Annotated in this window: 17 protein-coding genes; 6 read left to right on the plus strand and 11 right to left on the minus strand. The window is 70.2% G+C overall.

Features of this window, described 5'->3' with window-relative positions; all coding sequences use genetic code 11:
- Positions 1–75 precede the first annotated feature (75 nt).
- Positions 76–927: a formyltetrahydrofolate deformylase gene (gene purU, locus AC6CHX_RS14820; RefSeq protein WP_136043178.1), complete on the plus strand. Its 852-nt coding sequence runs from the start codon at positions 76–78 to the stop codon at positions 925–927.
- Positions 928–1,223: 296 nt separating this feature from the next.
- On the opposite strand, the gene AC6CHX_RS14825 is transcribed toward purU, so the two are convergent.
- Positions 1,224–2,270 carry an NAD(P)H-dependent flavin oxidoreductase gene (locus AC6CHX_RS14825; protein ID WP_498273421.1) on the minus strand — a complete coding sequence of 349 codons (1,047 nt, stop codon included), beginning with the start codon at positions 2,268–2,270 and terminating at the stop codon, positions 1,224–1,226.
- A 96-nt stretch (positions 2,271–2,366) separates the two neighbouring features.
- On the opposite strand from AC6CHX_RS14825, the gene AC6CHX_RS14830 reads away from it, so the two are divergent.
- Together AC6CHX_RS14830 and AC6CHX_RS14835 are read left to right on the plus strand one after the other, a co-directional pair.
- A complete protein-coding gene (locus AC6CHX_RS14830) occupies positions 2,367–2,639 on the plus strand; it encodes a DUF6412 domain-containing protein (RefSeq protein ID WP_498273422.1) in 273 nt (90 codons plus the stop codon).
- A 66-nt stretch (positions 2,640–2,705) separates the two neighbouring features.
- The gene (locus tag AC6CHX_RS14835) at positions 2,706–3,485 is read left to right on the plus strand and encodes a YidC/Oxa1 family membrane protein insertase (protein WP_498273423.1); all 780 of its coding nucleotides are present in this window, start codon (positions 2,706–2,708) and stop codon (positions 3,483–3,485) included.
- Here AC6CHX_RS14835 and AC6CHX_RS14840 read toward each other — a convergent pair.
- From AC6CHX_RS14840 to AC6CHX_RS14850, 3 genes are all read right to left on the minus strand, one after another.
- Positions 3,457–4,374 (minus strand): EamA family transporter, encoded by a 918-nt coding sequence (locus AC6CHX_RS14840; RefSeq protein ID WP_498273424.1) that lies wholly within the window; start codon positions 4,372–4,374, stop codon positions 3,457–3,459. The two genes, AC6CHX_RS14835 and AC6CHX_RS14840, sit on opposite strands and share 29 nt — an antisense overlap.
- Positions 4,375–4,521: 147 nt before the next feature.
- Complete coding sequence (locus AC6CHX_RS14845) at positions 4,522–5,406, minus strand: SDR family oxidoreductase (protein WP_498273425.1); 885 nt, start codon at positions 5,404–5,406, stop codon at positions 4,522–4,524.
- A 163-nt stretch (positions 5,407–5,569) separates the two neighbouring features.
- On the minus strand, positions 5,570–5,917 hold the full coding sequence (locus AC6CHX_RS14850) for a DUF7882 family protein (protein WP_136043207.1): 348 nt from the start codon (positions 5,915–5,917) through the stop codon (positions 5,570–5,572).
- A gap of 186 nt (positions 5,918–6,103) precedes the next feature.
- Between AC6CHX_RS14850 and AC6CHX_RS14855 the strand changes: the two genes are divergently transcribed.
- Together AC6CHX_RS14855 and AC6CHX_RS14860 are read left to right on the plus strand one after the other, a co-directional pair.
- Positions 6,104–6,622 (plus strand): FHA domain-containing protein, encoded by a 519-nt coding sequence (locus AC6CHX_RS14855; protein ID WP_498273426.1) that lies wholly within the window; start codon positions 6,104–6,106, stop codon positions 6,620–6,622.
- 29 nt (positions 6,623–6,651) lie between these two features.
- Positions 6,652–7,152, plus strand: coding sequence for a CinA family protein (locus AC6CHX_RS14860; protein WP_498273427.1), 501 nt, complete (start codon positions 6,652–6,654; stop codon positions 7,150–7,152).
- A 30-nt stretch (positions 7,153–7,182) separates the two neighbouring features.
- Here AC6CHX_RS14860 and AC6CHX_RS14865 read toward each other — a convergent pair whose 3' ends face one another.
- The 6 genes from AC6CHX_RS14865 to AC6CHX_RS14890 form a co-directional block, all read right to left on the minus strand.
- Complete coding sequence (locus AC6CHX_RS14865; RefSeq protein WP_498273428.1) at positions 7,183–8,271, minus strand: alcohol dehydrogenase catalytic domain-containing protein; 1,089 nt, start codon at positions 8,269–8,271, stop codon at positions 7,183–7,185.
- 11 nt (positions 8,272–8,282) lie between these two features.
- Positions 8,283–8,990 (minus strand): phosphonatase-like hydrolase, encoded by a 708-nt coding sequence (locus tag AC6CHX_RS14870; protein ID WP_498273429.1) that lies wholly within the window; start codon positions 8,988–8,990, stop codon positions 8,283–8,285.
- Positions 8,987–10,126: a TIGR03364 family FAD-dependent oxidoreductase gene (locus tag AC6CHX_RS14875; RefSeq protein WP_498273430.1), complete on the minus strand. Its 1,140-nt coding sequence runs from the start codon at positions 10,124–10,126 to the stop codon at positions 8,987–8,989. The genes AC6CHX_RS14870 and AC6CHX_RS14875 overlap by 4 nt, the downstream gene beginning before the upstream one ends.
- Positions 10,123–11,880, minus strand: a complete 1,758-nt coding sequence (gene phnE, locus AC6CHX_RS14880) for a phosphonate ABC transporter, permease protein PhnE (RefSeq protein ID WP_498273431.1) — start codon at positions 11,878–11,880, stop codon at positions 10,123–10,125. The genes AC6CHX_RS14875 and phnE overlap by 4 nt, the downstream gene beginning before the upstream one ends.
- Positions 11,877–12,707 carry a phosphonate ABC transporter ATP-binding protein gene (phnC, locus tag AC6CHX_RS14885; RefSeq protein WP_498273432.1) on the minus strand — a complete coding sequence of 277 codons (831 nt, stop codon included), beginning with the start codon at positions 12,705–12,707 and terminating at the stop codon, positions 11,877–11,879. The genes phnE and phnC overlap by 4 nt, the downstream gene beginning before the upstream one ends.
- 106 nt (positions 12,708–12,813) lie before the next feature.
- A complete protein-coding gene (locus tag AC6CHX_RS14890) occupies positions 12,814–13,743 on the minus strand; it encodes a phosphate/phosphite/phosphonate ABC transporter substrate-binding protein (protein WP_498273433.1) in 930 nt (309 codons plus the stop codon).
- Positions 13,744–13,913: 170 nt separating this feature from the next.
- Here AC6CHX_RS14890 and AC6CHX_RS14895 point away from each other — a divergent pair, with 170 nt between their 5' ends.
- Positions 13,914–14,657 carry a GntR family transcriptional regulator gene (locus AC6CHX_RS14895; RefSeq protein ID WP_498273434.1) on the plus strand — a complete coding sequence of 248 codons (744 nt, stop codon included), beginning with the start codon at positions 13,914–13,916 and terminating at the stop codon, positions 14,655–14,657.
- Positions 14,658–14,907: 250 nt separating this feature from the next.
- On the opposite strand, the gene AC6CHX_RS14900 is transcribed toward AC6CHX_RS14895, so the two are convergent.
- On the minus strand, positions 14,908–16,053 hold the full coding sequence (locus tag AC6CHX_RS14900; protein WP_452326705.1) for a sensor histidine kinase: 1,146 nt from the start codon (positions 16,051–16,053) through the stop codon (positions 14,908–14,910).
- Positions 16,054–16,274: the final 221 nt, after the last annotated feature.

Here is a 16,274-nt window from a genome sequence, read left to right on the forward strand (position 1 = left end):
TAGCGAGTCGCCTCCCGCGATTCGCCCCCGCTGTGCATCCACGGCAGAATCGATGCACACCCTCGAGGAGCCCCCATGTCTCAGCCCGATACCGCCCGCCTGCTCATCGCCTGCGACGACCAGCCCGGCATCGTCGCCGCTGTCGCCGGGGTGCTCGCCCAGCACGGCGCGAACATCATCTCGCTCGACCAGCACTCCACCGATTCCGAGGGCGGACGCTTCTTCCAGCGCACCGTGATCCACCTCGACGGGCTCTCCGCCGCACGCCCGGCCCTCGAAGCCGACATCGCCGCCGTGGCCGAGCGCTTCGGGATGGAGTGGTCGCTGCACGACGTGGCCCGGCGCAAGCGCGTCGCGATCTTCGTCTCCAAGTACGACCACTGCCTGATGGAGCTGCTGTGGCGCACGCAGCGCGGCCAGCTCGACATCGACATCACGATGGTCGTCTCCAACCACCCCGATCTGGCGGAGTCCGTCCGCTCCTTCGGGGTGCCGTTCGTGCACATCCCCTCCGGCGACAAAGCCGCGATGGAGCAGCGTCAGCTGGAACTGCTGCACGGAAACGTCGACCTGGTGGTGCTCGCCCGCTACATGCAGATCCTGACCGACGACTTCATCACGCGCCTCGAGGTGCCGGTGATCAACATCCACCACTCGTTCCTGCCCGCGTTCATCGGCGCGAACCCGTACGCGCGCGCCAAGGACCGCGGCGTCAAGCTCATCGGCGCGACCGCGCACTACGCGACGGCCGACCTCGACGAGGGCCCGATCATCGAGCAGGATGTCACGCGCGTGACCCACTCCGAGTCGGCGGCTCAGCTGCAGAGCCGCGGTGCCGACGTCGAGCGCCTGGTGCTCGCCCGCGCCGTGCAGTGGCACGCCGAGGACCGCGTGATCGTGCACGGCAAGTCCACGGTCATCCTCTAGCCCCCGGTCCTCCGCCCCGGTCCGCACCATCCGCCCCGGTCCGCACCCCGCGCTCCGGTCCGCACCCGCCGCCCCGGTCCGCACCCGCCGCCCCGGTCCGCATCCTCCGCCCCGGTCCGCATCCTCCGCCCCGGTCGCAGTTCCTGCCGCCCCGAGGCCGTCAGCGCGGCAGGAAGTGCGACCGGAACACAGCAGCGCGGCAGGAAGTGCGACCGGAACACAGCAGCGCGGCAGGAACTGCGACCGGAACACAGCAGCGCGGCAGGAACTGCGACCGGAACACAGCAGAGCGAGCGTCAGGGAGCTTCCGGAACCCCTGCGAGCAGCTCGGCGAACACCTCGGCGGCGGAGTCGTACTGCACGAGCGGTGCGGCCTGACCCATCCACAGCGACTGCAGCTCACCCAGGTTCTGCTGTCCGGCCGCGGTGCGGAAGCGGCCCGTGAGCCAGTTCTGCATCGGGAACGGCGCGATCGTGCCGCTCGCCTCGATCGCCCGCACGGCGCGGTTACGTGTGCCGCGCGCCAGTCGCCCGCTCATCGCCCGCGTGAGCACGGTCTCGTCGGCGGCGGTCGAGCGGATGGCGTCGCGATGCGCCTGGTTCGTGGCCGACTCCGACGTCGCGAGGAACGCCGTCCCGACCTGCACGCCCGAAGCCCCCAGCGCGAACGCCGCGGCCACCCCACGCCGATCGGCGATCCCACCCGCCGCGATCACGGGCACTCCGACCGCGTCCACGACCTGCGGCACCAGGGCGAACGTCCCCACCAGCGACTCCTCGGCCGGGCGCAGGAACGACACCCGGTGGCCGGCCGCTTCTGCTCCGGTCGCGACGACGGCATCCACGCCCGCCTCGTCCAGGGCGACGGCCTCGGCCACGGTGGTCGCTGTACCGACGACACGGATGCCGCGGCGACGCGCCTCTTCGACGATCGCCGCTGTCGGCACGCCGAACACCACGCTCAGCACTGCGGGCGCGATCTCCCAGATCGCCTCGAGCTGTTCCTCGAGCGGCGGGTTGTACCGCTCCGGCCGGGCCGGCACGTCGACACCGACCGCCTCGTAGAACGGCTGCAGCGCCTGCGCGAAGATCGCGTGCTGCGGATTCGGTTCGACCTCGTCGCCCGTGGGGAGCCAGACGTTGACCGCGAACGGCCGGTCGGTCGCCGCACGCAGCTCGGCCCCGGTCGCGCGGATGCGGTCGCCGTCGTAGCCGTACAGGCCGAACGAGCCGAGTCCGCCGGCGTTGCTCACCGCGGCGGTGAGCGAGGTCGAGGAGAGCCCGCCGAACGGGCCGAGGATGATCGGATGCTCGATCCCGAGCAGGGCGCGAAGGTCACTCATGCTTCGACGTTACGCCCGCAGCGCAGGCGGACGGTCGACCGTGACGGCCGGTCTCGCAGGCCCCGGTGCTACCCTCGGCTGCAGAAGGGAGTGCGCATGAGCGAGTGGTTCGGGCAGATGCTGAGCTTCGTCGCGACCGCACTCGGACTCGTCTCGATGCCGGATGCCGCGGCCCTCGGCCTCGCCATCGCGCTGCTCGCCGTGACGGCGCTCACGCTCGCGATCGTGCTGAGCGTGCGCCCCGGAGCCACCTCAGACGCCCCGCATCCGCTGCGGGCCATCGACGTCGGAACCCTTCTCACGCAGAGCGATCCTGATGCTGCAGGGCATCCGCGCCCACGGGCGCCGGGAGTCGCGACCGCCGCGTAGTCCGTCCGTACGACGGGACAGCGCGGCCTTCGCCGACCCTTCCCGACGCCACGAACGGACACTTCCATGGACCCCTTTGCCTTCCCCCCTCTCGCCGCCCTGCTCGACGCCGCCTACGGCGCACTGACCGGGCTCGCCGACCTCCTCACCCCGATCGCCGGGGCCTCCGCCGCCGCCCTCGCCGTCGTGCTCGTCACGCTGCTGGTGCGGGCACTGCTCATCCCGGTCGGCATCTCGCAGGCCAAGGCCGAGCAGACCAGGGCGCGCCTCGCCCCGAAGCTGCGCGAGCTGCAGCGCCGCCACAAGAAGAACCCCGAACGCCTGCAGAAGGAGATGATGGCGCTGAACAAGGCCGAGAACACCTCTCCGTTCGCAGGCATGCTCCCGGTGCTCGCGCAGGCCCCGGTCGTCGGCATCCTCTACACGCTGTTCCTCCGGCCGGAGATCGCCGGGCACCCGAACGAGCTGCTCGCGCACGACCTGTTCGGCGCTCCGCTGGGCACGAGCCTGGTCTCGGCGCTGTTCGGCGGCACGGCGACGCCTGCGACGTTCCTCGTCTTCGGGGTGCTGCTCGCGGTGATGATCGCGGTCGCCGAGGTCACTCGCCGGGTGTTCCGCCCGACGCCCGTCGAGGGCGACGAGTCGCCGCTCAACTCCCCGACGATGCTGCGTGTGATGTCGTCCCTGCACTACCTGACGGCGGTGTTCGCGGCGTTCGTACCGCTCGCGGCTGCGCTGTATCTGACCGTCACCGTGGTGTGGACGCTCGTGCAGCGCGTCATCCTGCGTCGACGGTTCCCGCTGCCGACGCCCGCGGTCAGTCGGGCAGCGGTATCGGGGCGGTGAAGGGGCCGGAAGGGCCGCCGTCACGGCGGTCCTTCCGCACGCCGAGCGTGGTCCCCACACTGGCGGCGATCACGAGGGCGACCGCCAGCATCCGCAACGGAGTCGCGTCCTGACCGAGGATCAGCCAGCCGGCCAACGTCGCGAACGCGGGCTCCAGACTCAGGAGCACGCCGAACACGCGCTGCGGCAGACGACGCAGCGCGGCCAGTTCGAAGCTGTACGGGATCACCGACGACAGCACCGCGGTGATGGCGGCGAGCAGCAGCAGCTGCGGATCCATCGCGACGGTCGACGCTGCCGGGATGCCGACCGGGATGAGCAGCACGGCCGCCACGACGAGCCCCATCGCGAGGCCGCTGTTGCCCGGGATGAGGGCGCCGACGCGGGCGCTCATGCGGATGTACATCACCCAGAACCCGGCGGCGATGAGGATGAACACGAGCCCGAGCGGGTCGAGCGGCTCGGCCCCGATCAGGCCGTCGATGCCCAGCGCGACCATGCCGAGGAGGGCGACGCCGACCCAGGCGGCATCCGCGAGGCGACGGGTCAGCACCGCGGCGAGCACGAGCGGACCGAGGAACTCGATCGCGACCGCCGGGCCGAGCGGGATGCGGTCGATCGCGGCGTAGAAGAAGCCGTTCATCGCGGCGAGCGAGACGCCGAAGAGCACGGCGGCGAGCCACTGCGGGCGGGTCCACTTGCCGGGCCGCGGCCGCACGATGACGACGAGGAGGATCGCGGCGATCGCGACGCGCAGCGAGGTCACACCCCACGGCCCGAGCACCGGGAAAAGCTGTGCAGCCACGGCCGCCCCGAAGGGCAGCGAGAGGCACGAGCCGATGACGAGTGCGACGCCCACGAGGGGGCCGGACGCCGCGGGCTTCTGCACCAGACAAGCTTAGGCGGGCGGCCCGCGGCCCGCGTCGCCGCGTCGCCGCGTCGCCGAGACCCCCGGTACGCGCCGAGACCCCGGGCTGCATGCGCCGCTACCCGGGGGTTTCGACGCGAAAGCGGGGTCTCGGCGGCAGAACCGGGCTCAGAGCGGCTTGCCGCCCGTCACCGCGATCACCGAGCCCGACGTGTACGAAGACTCGGCCGAGGCGAGGTACACGTATGCCCCCGCGAGCTCCGCCGGCTGGCCCGCGCGTCCGAGCGGCGTGTCCTGGCCGAAGGTCGCCAACCGCTCGGCATCCCAGCCGGTCGCGGGGATCAGCGGCGTCCAGATCGGACCGGGCGCCACGGCGTTCACCCGGATGCCCTTGGGGCCGGCCTCCTCGGCGAGTGCCTTCACGAAAGCGACCTGAGCGGCCTTGGTCATCGCGTAGTCGATGAGGCCCGGCGACGGATTGTAGGCCTGGACGGATGCCGTCACGATGATGCTCGCGCCGGGCTCCAGGTCGGGGTATGCGGCGCGGGCCGAGAACAGCAGGCCGACGAGGTTCGTGTCGAACACGCGCCGCATCCGGTCGGTCTCCAGGCTCCCGAAGCCGTCGATGTCGTGCTGGTAGGCGGCATTGAGCACGAGGGTGTCGAGTCCGCCGAGTTCGCTCCGCGTCCGGGCGACGATATCGGTCGCGAAGGCCTCGTCGCGCAGGTCGCCGGCGAAGCTCACACCCGTGCGTCCGGCTTCCCGGACCAGGGCGAGAGTGTCCTCCGCGTCGTCCTGCTCCTCCGGCATGTGTGCGATCGCGACATCGGCGCCCTCTCGCGCGAAGGCGATCGCGACGGCTCGCCCGATGCCAGAGTCGCCACCGGTGATGAGTGCGCGGCGCCCTGCCAGGCGGCCGTGGCCGACGTAGCTCTCCTCGCCGTGGTCGGGGTCAGGACGTGTCAGCTCCGTGAGCCCTGGCTGATCCTGCTGCTGCGCGGGGAAGCCTTCTTCGCGATGCGCGTGCCGCGGGTCGGAATTGCTGTCGGTCATGGCCGATCCTCCTCGTCTCGGGGTGTCCGACCGACTCTTCCCGATCGACGGCCGCCGGTGCAGGGGGTTGACAGCCCGGCAGGGAGGCGGCGACGTGAGGGGTTCCATCCCCCGCCGCTCTCGAGGCGGAGCACGACGGCAGCGGCGCGGTCGCCGCAGCGGGTCAGAGCTGAGGCGTGACCGGGATCTCTTCCGTGCCGGGCTCCGTACCGGCCTCGGCGGGCTCGGGTACGAGGTACAGGCCGCTCGGCGCGTTCGCGGTGAAGGCCAGGGCCTCGATCCACGCCCGATTGATGGACGGCTGGCGGCTACCGAAGTACTTGAACACCAGGGAGCTGCCCGGCTGGATCCACACGGTCGTGCGTCCGCCACCGACGCTCGCATCTTCACGCCAGCTGAACGGGAACGGCTCCCCGCGCCGCAGCTTGGCCGTGATGACCAACTGCAGGTGGGTGAGAGCGCGGTCCTCGATCTCGGTCTTCACTCCGCCTTCGTAGACGAACTTGCCCATTCTGTGCTCCTTGGTCGCAGCCTGGCCGAGACGACGGCTCACCCCATTCTCGCTCACGCGGCGACAGTATTCCGCCTCTGTTCCGCACGAAGGCGGATGCGTGTCCGCCATCGCGAAGTCAACCCCCTCGGCAGAACGCGCACCCCCGCCTAATCTCGGATACCCGAGCTCGAGGAGGCCACTGCCATGAACGCACGACACATCGACGACCGCCCCGACGAGGGCTACACCCCCGGAACCACACACGCCGAGTGGGGCGCGGGCAACCCGCGGCTGCGCATCACCCGCGACGACGAGCGCACCGAATTCGCGCTCGAAGCAGATGAGGTGCGGATCGGGTCCGCCGAGGGCAACGAGCTGCGCCTGGCCGACACCGACCCGGTGCACGCCACGATCACGCACGATGACCGCGACGAGTACGTGCTGACCCTGCACGGCGCAGGTGAGATGAACGCCAGTGCCGGCGCAGACGCCACGCACCCCGGCGACGACACCGAGACGCTCCGCACCGGAGCGCACTTCACGGCGGGGCCGTGGACACTGGTGTTCGCCCGCGACGAGTTCGCCGACCACGGGCGCCCGTACGGCGGCCGCAAGGGTGGCGAGTACTCGGATCAGCCGCTGCAGCCACCGCGTCCGGACTACGACGGCGACGGATCCACGCAGGACGGGTCTGCTCAGCCCGACGCGGCGGAGAACGCGTAGGGAAGTCGCGGGCTGAAGGGCATCTCCCAGTGACCGAACACATCGATCGACTGAGCGACCTCGCGCGCGAACGCGGCCTCCGTGTGGCCGTGGCCGAATCTCTCACCTCCGGCCAGCTGGCGAGCACGGTGGGAGCGGGTTCCGAGGCGTCCGAGTGGTTCGCCGGCGGCGTCGTGGCGTATCTGACCGATGTGAAGGAGCGCGTGCTCGGGCTCGTCCCCGGCACGGATCCGTGTTCCGCGGCGTGCGCCGAGCAGCTCGCGACGGGGGCTCGCGACCTGCTCGACGCCGACCTCTGCGTGTCGACGACCGGAGTCGGCGGGCCCGATCCCGAGGGAGGTCATGCCCCGGGCACGGTCTACCTCGGATGGGCGACTGCCGATGCCGTCGGACACCGTCGGCTGGCGCTCACCGGCGACCCCGAAGAGGTGCTGGCGGCGACGGTCGAGGCTGCCGTCCGGCTGCTCGCCTTCCATGCGGAAGGTCTGCGACAGGCGGGTCCTCGCCGGAGCGGGCAACAGCCCGCGTAGGTCGTCGGTGTGGCTGGCTGGCGCCGGCGGTCAGCGCCCCGGCAGCAGGCCGATCCGCAGGGGTGCGCCGGGCGCCGCCGCCTCCGCGAGCGCGGCATCGATCTCGTGGAGCCCGCGCACCGCGCCGACCGCGTCGCCGAACGGATAGGCGCGTCCGCGTCCCGCCAGGAACCCGACGGCTTCGGCGAGCTCGGCTCCCGTGTAGTTGTGGATGCCGGTGACGGTGACCAGGCGCCGCACGATGCTCTCGGCGTCGAACGGCACGGGGTCGGCGGGAAACACGCTGCCGACGAGCACCACCGTGCCGCCGACGGCCACCCCGTCGACGGCCGCGCTCACAGCATGCCCCGAGGCCTCGATCACGACGTCGGGCTCCCGGTCCAGACTCGTCGCCCCGAATCGGGCGGCGAGCGCGCGGCGTTCCGGGTTCGGGTCGAGGACCTCGACCGTCGCTCCCTGCTCCGCGGCGATCGCGGCGGCGGTGAGCCCGACGAGCCCGGCCCCGTGGATCCGCACGGCGGCACCCTCGAGGTCATGGTCGCGCGCAGCCCTGGCCACAGCCGCCCAGGCCGTCGCGGTCGCACACCCTGCGGGGGCGAGGACGGATGCCGGCAGCGCCTCGGGCACGCGCACGATGGCGGTTCCCTCACGCAGCTGCACGTGACTCGCGAACGCACCGGTCAGGTCGCCGTGGGCGCCGACCCGGTCGTGCCCGTACTTTCCCAGGTTGCGGCACTTCTGCGGCATCCCCCGCAGGCATCGGTCGCAGCTCGCGCACGAGATCGTCACCGACCACACCACGCGATCGCCGATGCGCAGCGGTGTGCCGTCGACGGTGTTCGCACCGGTGTCGCCGGTCGCGATCACCCTGCCGACGCTCTCGTGACCGAGCACGAGAGGGGTCGGGGCGGATCGTCGTCCCTGCACCGTGTGCACGTCGGAGCCGCAGATCGTCGACATCTCGACCGCCACGAGCACGTCGCCGTCGGCGAGCGCGACCCCCGGCACCGCGATCGTCTCGTGCGGGTGGCCCTCGCCGATCCAGACCATCGCCGTCGCCGCCGGGCGCAGCGCGACGTCACGGCGGTGACCGGGTGGACGGACCAGCAGCGTTCCCATGTCGATCCCGCTCAGGAGGTGGCGACGAGGGGAAGCAGCTCGCGCTGCGCGAGCACGCCGCGGAGGGCCGTCACATCGCTCAGCACGGCATCCGCCCCCGCGGCGCTCAGCGCCGGGCGATCATGGGCACCGCTGAGCACACCGGCGACGAAGCCGGCACCGGCCCGACGCCCGGACTCGACGTCGCTGACGGTGTCTCCGGCGACGGCGACCGCCTGCACCGAGGAGGTCTGGGTGCGGAGCAGCGCCGTGAGCACGAGGTCGGGCGCAGGGCGGCCACGACCCGCGTCGACGGGAGACAGGGCGACGTCGACGAGGTCGCGCCAGCCGAGTCCGTCGATCAGCGCATCGCGGGTCACCGGCGCGAACCCGGTCGTCAGCACGACCTTCAGTCGGGCATCCTTCAGATCCTGGATGGCGTCCGCTGCGCCGGGGATCTCGGAGACACCCTGCTCGACGACGATCTCGGCGTACGCCGCCTCGAACGCGGCGGTGGCGCGTTCCGCCGCAGCCCGGTCGCCGGAGGCGAGGTGGGTGAACACGTCGATCTTCGACTGCCCCATCGTCACGCGCACGTAGTCGAGGGCTTCGGCCCACGGCATCCGGTCGGCGACGCCCGTGCGCTCGGCGGCGCGCTGGAACGCCTGCTCCACGACGCCGTCGTCGAGCACGGTGGTCCCCGCCATGTCGAGGACGATGAGTTCGAGAGAGGTGGTCATGATGTTCCTTCCATTGCTGCCGTCCACCCGAAAGCGGCGGAGAGGTTCTCCTCGGCGAGTCCGAGGCCCGTCGTCATCCCGATGCCGGTGGTCGCGGCGATCACCAGCACGCCGTCGTCGCCGCGGTCGATCAGGAACTCCTGCGGCCCCTTCGCGTAGACGCCCTGCCACCGCTCGATCACGCGCGGAGCCGGTGCGTCGAACAGCGCCGCAGCCTCGTCGAGGAACGCCGTGAAGGCCGCCTCGGGCTGAAACGGCGCCGGGGCGACCGCGGTCGCATGCGAGTCGCCGATGATGAGCGTTCCGTCCGGCAGCTGCGTGTACATCTGGTTGAGGTCGAGTGCGGCCAGGTCGGGGCGCTCGGTGTGCAGGCGCTCCCGCAGTGCGGTCGCCTCCGGACCGTCCGCGAACCGGCCGTAGCGCACGAGCGACCAGCCGGTGAGCAGCGGTGCGGCCAGCGGATGCCGGAACGACACCGCCGCCCGCATCATGTCGAGGGCGCAGCGCTCGATCCCGTGCCGCTCGGCGACCTCGGGGAGCAGTTGGTCGATGTCGTGGTTCACCGCGACGACGACGCTCCCGCCGCGGATCGGGCCGCGGGTGGTCTCGACCCGCCCCGCTCCCACCGCGGTGACCGCGGTCCGGAACCGGAACTCCACCCCGAGGCTCGCGAGATGACGCACGATCGCCGTGGCCGCGGTGCGCGGATCGGTCTGCAGGTCGACCTCGATGTGCGCGCCGCCGACGAGGCCCTCGGCCCGCAGCGGGGCGAGGCGCAGCAGCTCGTCGGCCTCGAGCATGCGGATGCCGCCGTCGCGGGATGCGGCATCGAGCACCGCGAGCTCGTCGCCGTGGCGGGCGGCCACGAGCGTGCCGGACTCGCGTAGCCAGAAGCCGGCGTCCTGGGCGAGGCGCAGCCAAAGCTCGCGGGAGACGTCGGCGTAGCGTCGCGCCTCCCCACCCTGTGCGCCGATGCAGAGGTGCCCGAAGTTGCGGATCGTCGCGCCGACCGGGGCGTCGGTGCGGTCGACCACGATCACGCGCAGCCCGCGACGTACCGCCGCATAGGCCGCGCCGAGACCGACGATGCCGGAGCCGACGACGACGACATCTGCCGTGTTCTGCGTGCCGTTCATCGGAACACCTTCCGCATCCACATGGCGAGCCCTTCGACCACGAGCACGGTGGCGAGGATCATCAGCACGATCGCGGTCACGGTCTCGTAGCGCGACCCCTGGCTCGCGTTGAGCAGGTAGTATCCGACGCCGCCGCCACCGACGATGCCGAGGATCGTCGCCGCACGGATGTTCGTGTCGAGCATGTAGAAGCTGTGTCCGATGAGCGCCTGCATCCCCTGCGGCACGGTCGCCGACGCGTAGGTCTGCAGACGCGTCGCGCCGACCGCGCGCAGCGCACGCTCGGGGCCGCGATCGACCTCTTCGAACGAGTCGGCGATGAGCTTGCCGAGCAGCCCGATGCCGCCGATCGCGAGGGCGATGACGCCCGCCTGCGCGCCGAGGCCGGTGATGACCACGAGCACGATCGCCAGGATCAGCTCGGGGATGCCGCGGATGCCGACGAGCAGCAGTCGAGCCGTTCCCCGTGCCCCTGAGCTCGGAGCGACGTTGCGCGCAGCGAGCGAGCCGAGCAGCAGCGACGGGAGCAGCGTGAGCACGGTGGCGGCGAGCGCGATCGCGACCGTGTCGCGCATGGCTTCGAACATCGCGCTCGCGTCGTAGCTGCCGAACGAGGGCGGCCAGAACCGGGCGGCGACCTCGGGAAGCTTGGCCCAGAAGGTGAAGAAGTCCATCCAGTTGATCTGGCTGACCACGACGCTGCCGATCACGACGAGCACGGCGACGACACCGGCGATCGTGTGGCGCACGCGCTGCGCGGTCCAGGGGCGCCGCACGGCCGTCTGCGGGCTGACGGCCCAGGCTGGTCGCGCGTCGGGTGCCGATGCGGCCCGCGCGCCGAGTCGCGGATGCAGCATCCGGTCCATCCAGGAGCGGGTGTGCCTCTGTTCCCCGAGCATCGCCCCGCGGACCAGGCTGGAGACGATCTCCATCATGATGCAGAGGATGAAGATGACGAGGGCGATGCCGAGGCCCTTGCCGTAGTTGAGCGACTTGAACGCGTACGACATCTCGAGGCCGAGTCCGGCGACGCCGACGTAGCCGAGCACGACGCTGCCGCGCAGGTTGATGTCGTTGCGGTGCAGCACCGTCGCGACCCAGCTGGGCAGCACTTGCGGCAGGATGCCGGCACTGAACTCCTGCATCTTCGAGCCGCCGGCGGCGCGGATGGCGAGACGGGGGCCTTCGTCGATCTGCTCGATCGCGTCGGCGAACATCTTCGAGATCATGCCGATCGAGTGGATGCCGATGGCGAGGATGCCGGGGAGCGTTCCGAGCGAGAACATCAGCACGAACGCCATCGCGAGGACCACGTCGGGCAGCGCACGGGTGAGCACGCCGATGAACCGGGCTGCCGCGCGCCAGCCGTTCCCCGGTGTCGTGTTGGACGCGGCGAGGTAGGCGATCGGCACGGACAGCACGGCGGCCAGCAGGGTTCCGACCAGCACGAGGCCGACGGTGAGGGCGATCAGCCAGGCCAGGTCGGCGGGCTCGGGGAACGACAGACCGCCGACGCGGGCCATGAAGTTCTCTGCGTTGCCCCAGCTCTGCACCATCGCCGGGATCGAGATGTCGACGTCGCGGACGGCGAGGATGCCGAGCACCACGAGGGCTACGAGGGTGAGGGATGCCGCGATGCGCTCCGCCGAGATCGGCCGCTTCGGTGCGCGCTCGGCGACGGTGTGGGCGCCGCCCCGGGGGGACGCTCCCCCGCTCTGGGTCGCCGAGCTCGTCGACGCGTCCAGCGCCGTCATGATGCCGCCACCTGCGCCGCCGCCACGACCAGCTCTTCCTGCACGGCGCGGATCTCGGCGGTGGTGGTCGCGACGCGACCGTAGATCTCCATGACCTCGGCCTTGGTGAGGTCGGTCGTGGGGGTGTCGAGCACGACCTCGCCGTGGCGGAGCCCGACGATGCGGTCGGCCCAGCTGATGGCGAGGTCGACCTGGTGCAGGCTGCACACCACGGTGAGTCCCTCGTCGGCGGCGATCTCGCGGATGAGAGCCATGACCTGCTCGCTGGACTCCGGGTCGAGCGAGGCGACCGGCTCGTCGGCGAGCAGGATGTCTGGCTTCTGCATGAGGGCACGGGCGATGGCGACGCGCTGCTGCTGTCCGCCGGAGAGGGTGTCGCTACGCTGGTAGGCACGGTCGAGCAGTCCCACGCGGTCGAGGTGCTCGAGCGCGGTGAGCTTGGCGGCCCGCGAGTAGCCCCAGAGTCCGAGGCGCGGCCCCCGCACGCTCGAGAGCGATCCGGTGAGCACGTTCTCGAGCACGGTGAGCGAGGGCACGAGCTCGAACTGCTGGAAGATGAAGCCGACGCGGCTGCGAAGGCCCCGGAGTCCACGGCCCTTCAGTGAGGGAACCTGCGAGCCGAGCACCTCCACCGAGCCTGCGGTGGGGACCTCGAGCCCGTCGAGGTGGCGCAGCAAGGTCGACTTCCCCGATCCGGAGAGGCCGAGGAGAACGATGATCTCGCCGCGGGAGACCTCGAGCGAGGCGCCCTTCAGTGCAGTGGTCGTGCCGAAGGTCTTCGTCACGCCGTCGAGACGGATGAGGGCGTCGGATGCCGAGGCGGTCATGTCGTAGCTCCTGTGATGTGGTGTGTCGAGCGGCGGGCCCTCCGGCTCGCCGCGCGGGGCGGACGAGGCGGAGGGCACCGGGTGAGGCGAAGGGGTCAGACCGGGCTCAGCCCTGGCACTGCTCCGCTTCGGTCTCCTTGCAGATGTCGCGGATCAGGTCGTAGTAGGCGTCGTCGACCGGCTTGGTGGCGTAGAAGACGCTGCGGAAGGAGTCGCTGTCAGCGCTGTCGATGCCCGCGGCGATGATGTCGTCGATGGTGACCTCGGAGAGCCCGTCGATGAGCTGCTTCGACACATCATCGGGAAGCGTCGAGGAGTACACGAGCGGGGCGCCGGGCACCATCGTCTCGTCGATGACCTTGACCTTGTCCGACTTCTCGGCCTCGGAGTCCTCGGCGAAACCGACCTCGCACTCGACGCCTTCGCCGACCTTGGTGACGCTGACGTCGTGCTTGCCCGCGAAGACCGGGGTGATGTCGGTCTTAGGGTCGACGCCGGCCTCGAGCAGGTTGTACGACGGGAACAGGTAACCCGAGGTCGAGGACGGGTCGACGAAGCAGACCTTCTTGCCCTTGAAGTCCTCGAGGCTGGAGATGTCGCTGTCCGCGGGGACGATCGCCTGCGAGTAGTAGCCGGGCTCCTGGCCCTCTTCCGTCACGATCGAGGAGATCGGGGTGAGCTTGGCGCCGTTGTTCGTGGCGGTGACGTAGGTGAACCCGGAGAACGAGGCCACGTCGACCTTGCCGGCGACAGCGGCCTCGATGAGCGCCGCGTAGTCGGTGGACTCGTGGTACTCGACGGTCTTGCCGGTGAGGTCGGCGATGTAGTCCATGAGCGGCTGGTAGTTCGTCTCGGTGTCGACCGAGTCGGGGACGACACCGAACACGAGGGTGTTCTCGTCGACGGCGAAACCGCTCGTGGTCGACGAGTCGTCGGCGCCGGGGGTGCCGGTGGCCTCGGCGGAACCGGCACAGGCGGCGAGGCCGAGGGCGAGGAGCGCGACGCCGGCGAGGGCGGGAAGAGCGCGAAGCTTCATGAGGACCTTTCAGGGTGTGAGGGGTGATCCACGGAAGACTCTCGCAGGTGGAACGCCGAGATATGTACCTAACTCGGATTTGTTCAGAGCTCGTTAACCGAGCATTCGTCTGGATGAACACTCCAGAAACGGGGTCGCTTTCTCCTGGCCTGACCAAGTAATGTACCTATGTGGCTGAAGCTGTGTACACCCAGATCGCCGACGACCTCCGCGCGCAGATCACTGCCGGAGGGCTTCGTCCCGGCGACGACGTCCCGACCGAGGCGGAGCTCGCCGAGAGATGGCACACCTCTCGTGGCCCGATCCGCAACGCTCTGGCGGCGCTGCGTGGCGAGGGCCTGATCGAGACCAGCCGGGGGCGACCGGCCAGGGTCGTCGCCCGCAAGGCGAATCAGTCGGTGGACGTGTCGGTGCCGTTCACGCGCTGGGCACGCGAGCTGGGGGTCTCCCCCGGGGCCGAGACCCAGGAGCTGAGCCTGCGCCGCGCCGGTGACATGGCGGCGGCGCTGGATGTCGACCCGAGCGACACGATCGTCAGTGTCGTGCGGCTGCGCCTCCTCGACGGAAGACCCACGATGCTCGAGCGCCTCAACTACACCGAGGTCGCGGGCCGGCCGCTGTTCGACGTGGATCTCGACCAGGTGTCGATCACCGAGCACCTCGCGTCGGTCGGGCACCCGATCGTCACGCTGCAGCACGTGATCGATGCGGTCGCCGCCGACGATCAGGATGCCGCCCTGCTGCGCGTTCCGCGCGGCACACCCATCCTCCGCCTGACCCGCACGTCCCGCGACGCGGAGGGGCGGATCTTCGAAGCTTCGGAGGACCGCTACCTGAGTGAGGTCGTGCGCTTCACGGTCGCCGCGTCCGGCATCTCGACCGACGGGCACTACATGCGCGCAGTCGGCGGATAGCGCAGACGAGGACGCCTGCTCGGAGGCCGCAGAATCGGCCGTTAACGCAGAAGGCGATCGCGAGCGCGCAAGTATTTCAGAAGCCAGAAAGACCGCGCCCGCGATCGCAGCGCTGGGGACGCTTTATCTGGGGAGCCTTCAGAATACGGCCGCCTGCAACACGTTCCACAGGGTCGAACGTCGAGACTTTCTTAGACTTTCGTCTAGAATCCCGCGGATCGTGGAAAGGGCGCTCCCACACTCTAGAGCATCAGACCACGGGAAGGCGGGCCGACACGACCCAGGATCCTTCCACTTCCCCGGCGCTGAATTCGCCGCTCGCGCCCATGACGCGCTCCGCCATGCGGCCGAGGCCCGTGCGGCTCGAGGAGAGCTCGCGCCGCGGCGTGGTCGGCAGAGGGCTGCGCAGCGTGAGGAGCGCCACCTCATCGTCCACGGCGAGGGTGATCTGCACCTCGCCGGGTCCGGCGTATTTGAGGATGTTCGTGGCCGACTCCCGCGTGATGCGTGCCAGCACGATCTCGACCGCTCGCGGAATTCGCTCGTCCTGCGGATCACCCGCTCGGACGACGGAGTGCCCGGCGGCTTCGAATTCCTCCGCCGCCTCGTCGATCGCGGCGGCGAGGTCGCCGGTCTGCACGCTCGACGACTGCGGTCCGTCGTCGGCGAGTTCGATCACGAAGCGGAGATCGGTCATCGCCTTGCGGGCGGCGACACGGATCGCCTCCTGAGAGTCGGAACTCGTCTGAGGGTCTTCGAGCATCTGCACGTGCAGCGCGACCACCGTGAGGTGGTGCGCGATGCTGTCGTGCAGCTCGCCGGCGATCCAGCGTCGCTCGGCGAGGACGGCCTGCCGTTCCTGCTCGGCGCGCGCCTCGAGTTCCCGTTCGAGGCGGCTGCCACGGGCGAACGCGAGCCGAAGGGCGAACCCGACGGCTCCGGCCACCGTGGCGAAGACGAGATAGAGACCGACGTTGACGTTGACACCGGGTTCCGCGGCGAAAGGAACGAGCGCCGCGGCGACCAGGAATCCGCCGGTGTACGAGAGGATCAGCGAGGTCCAGCCGAGCCTCATGACGAGGGCCGCCGAAACGGCGGCGGCTGTGAGGACCTGGAGTTCTGATCCGGGGATGAAGGAGAGCGCGAACACGACGGCGAGAGCGCACGTCGCGAAGAGCGGCTTCCAGAGATAGAGCGCGAACACTGCTGTGGACGCGACGCTCACCAAGAGAGCGACCGGGTTGACCCCCGGTGTGGTGAAGAAGCCGATGACGTCTGCGGCGATGGTGATCGAGACGATCACCAGAACGACGATCCGTTCTATCGCACTGAGCTTCTCGCCGCGGGTGAGGCGGAGCGTGTCCGCGGATTCCCGGGTCGAGTGGTCAAAGGCCATGCTTCACTATCTCCTATTTGCCAACTAGATTAGTTGTGGAGACCAAAGAACTTGCCAACCTGCTGCCAGAAAGTCATAACGTTCACCTCCATTTTGTAGTCGTTCGTCGATGTCTGTATTCATCTTCTCGGCGAATCACGGAGCGCACATCTGTCTCTCGTCTAGAGGTTTTTGGCCAAAGGTCTACATCACCATCGCCCGTCGCCCGCGCCGTTAGGCTT

The sequence above is a fragment of the Microbacterium sp. GQ128 genome (assembly GCF_059758615.1).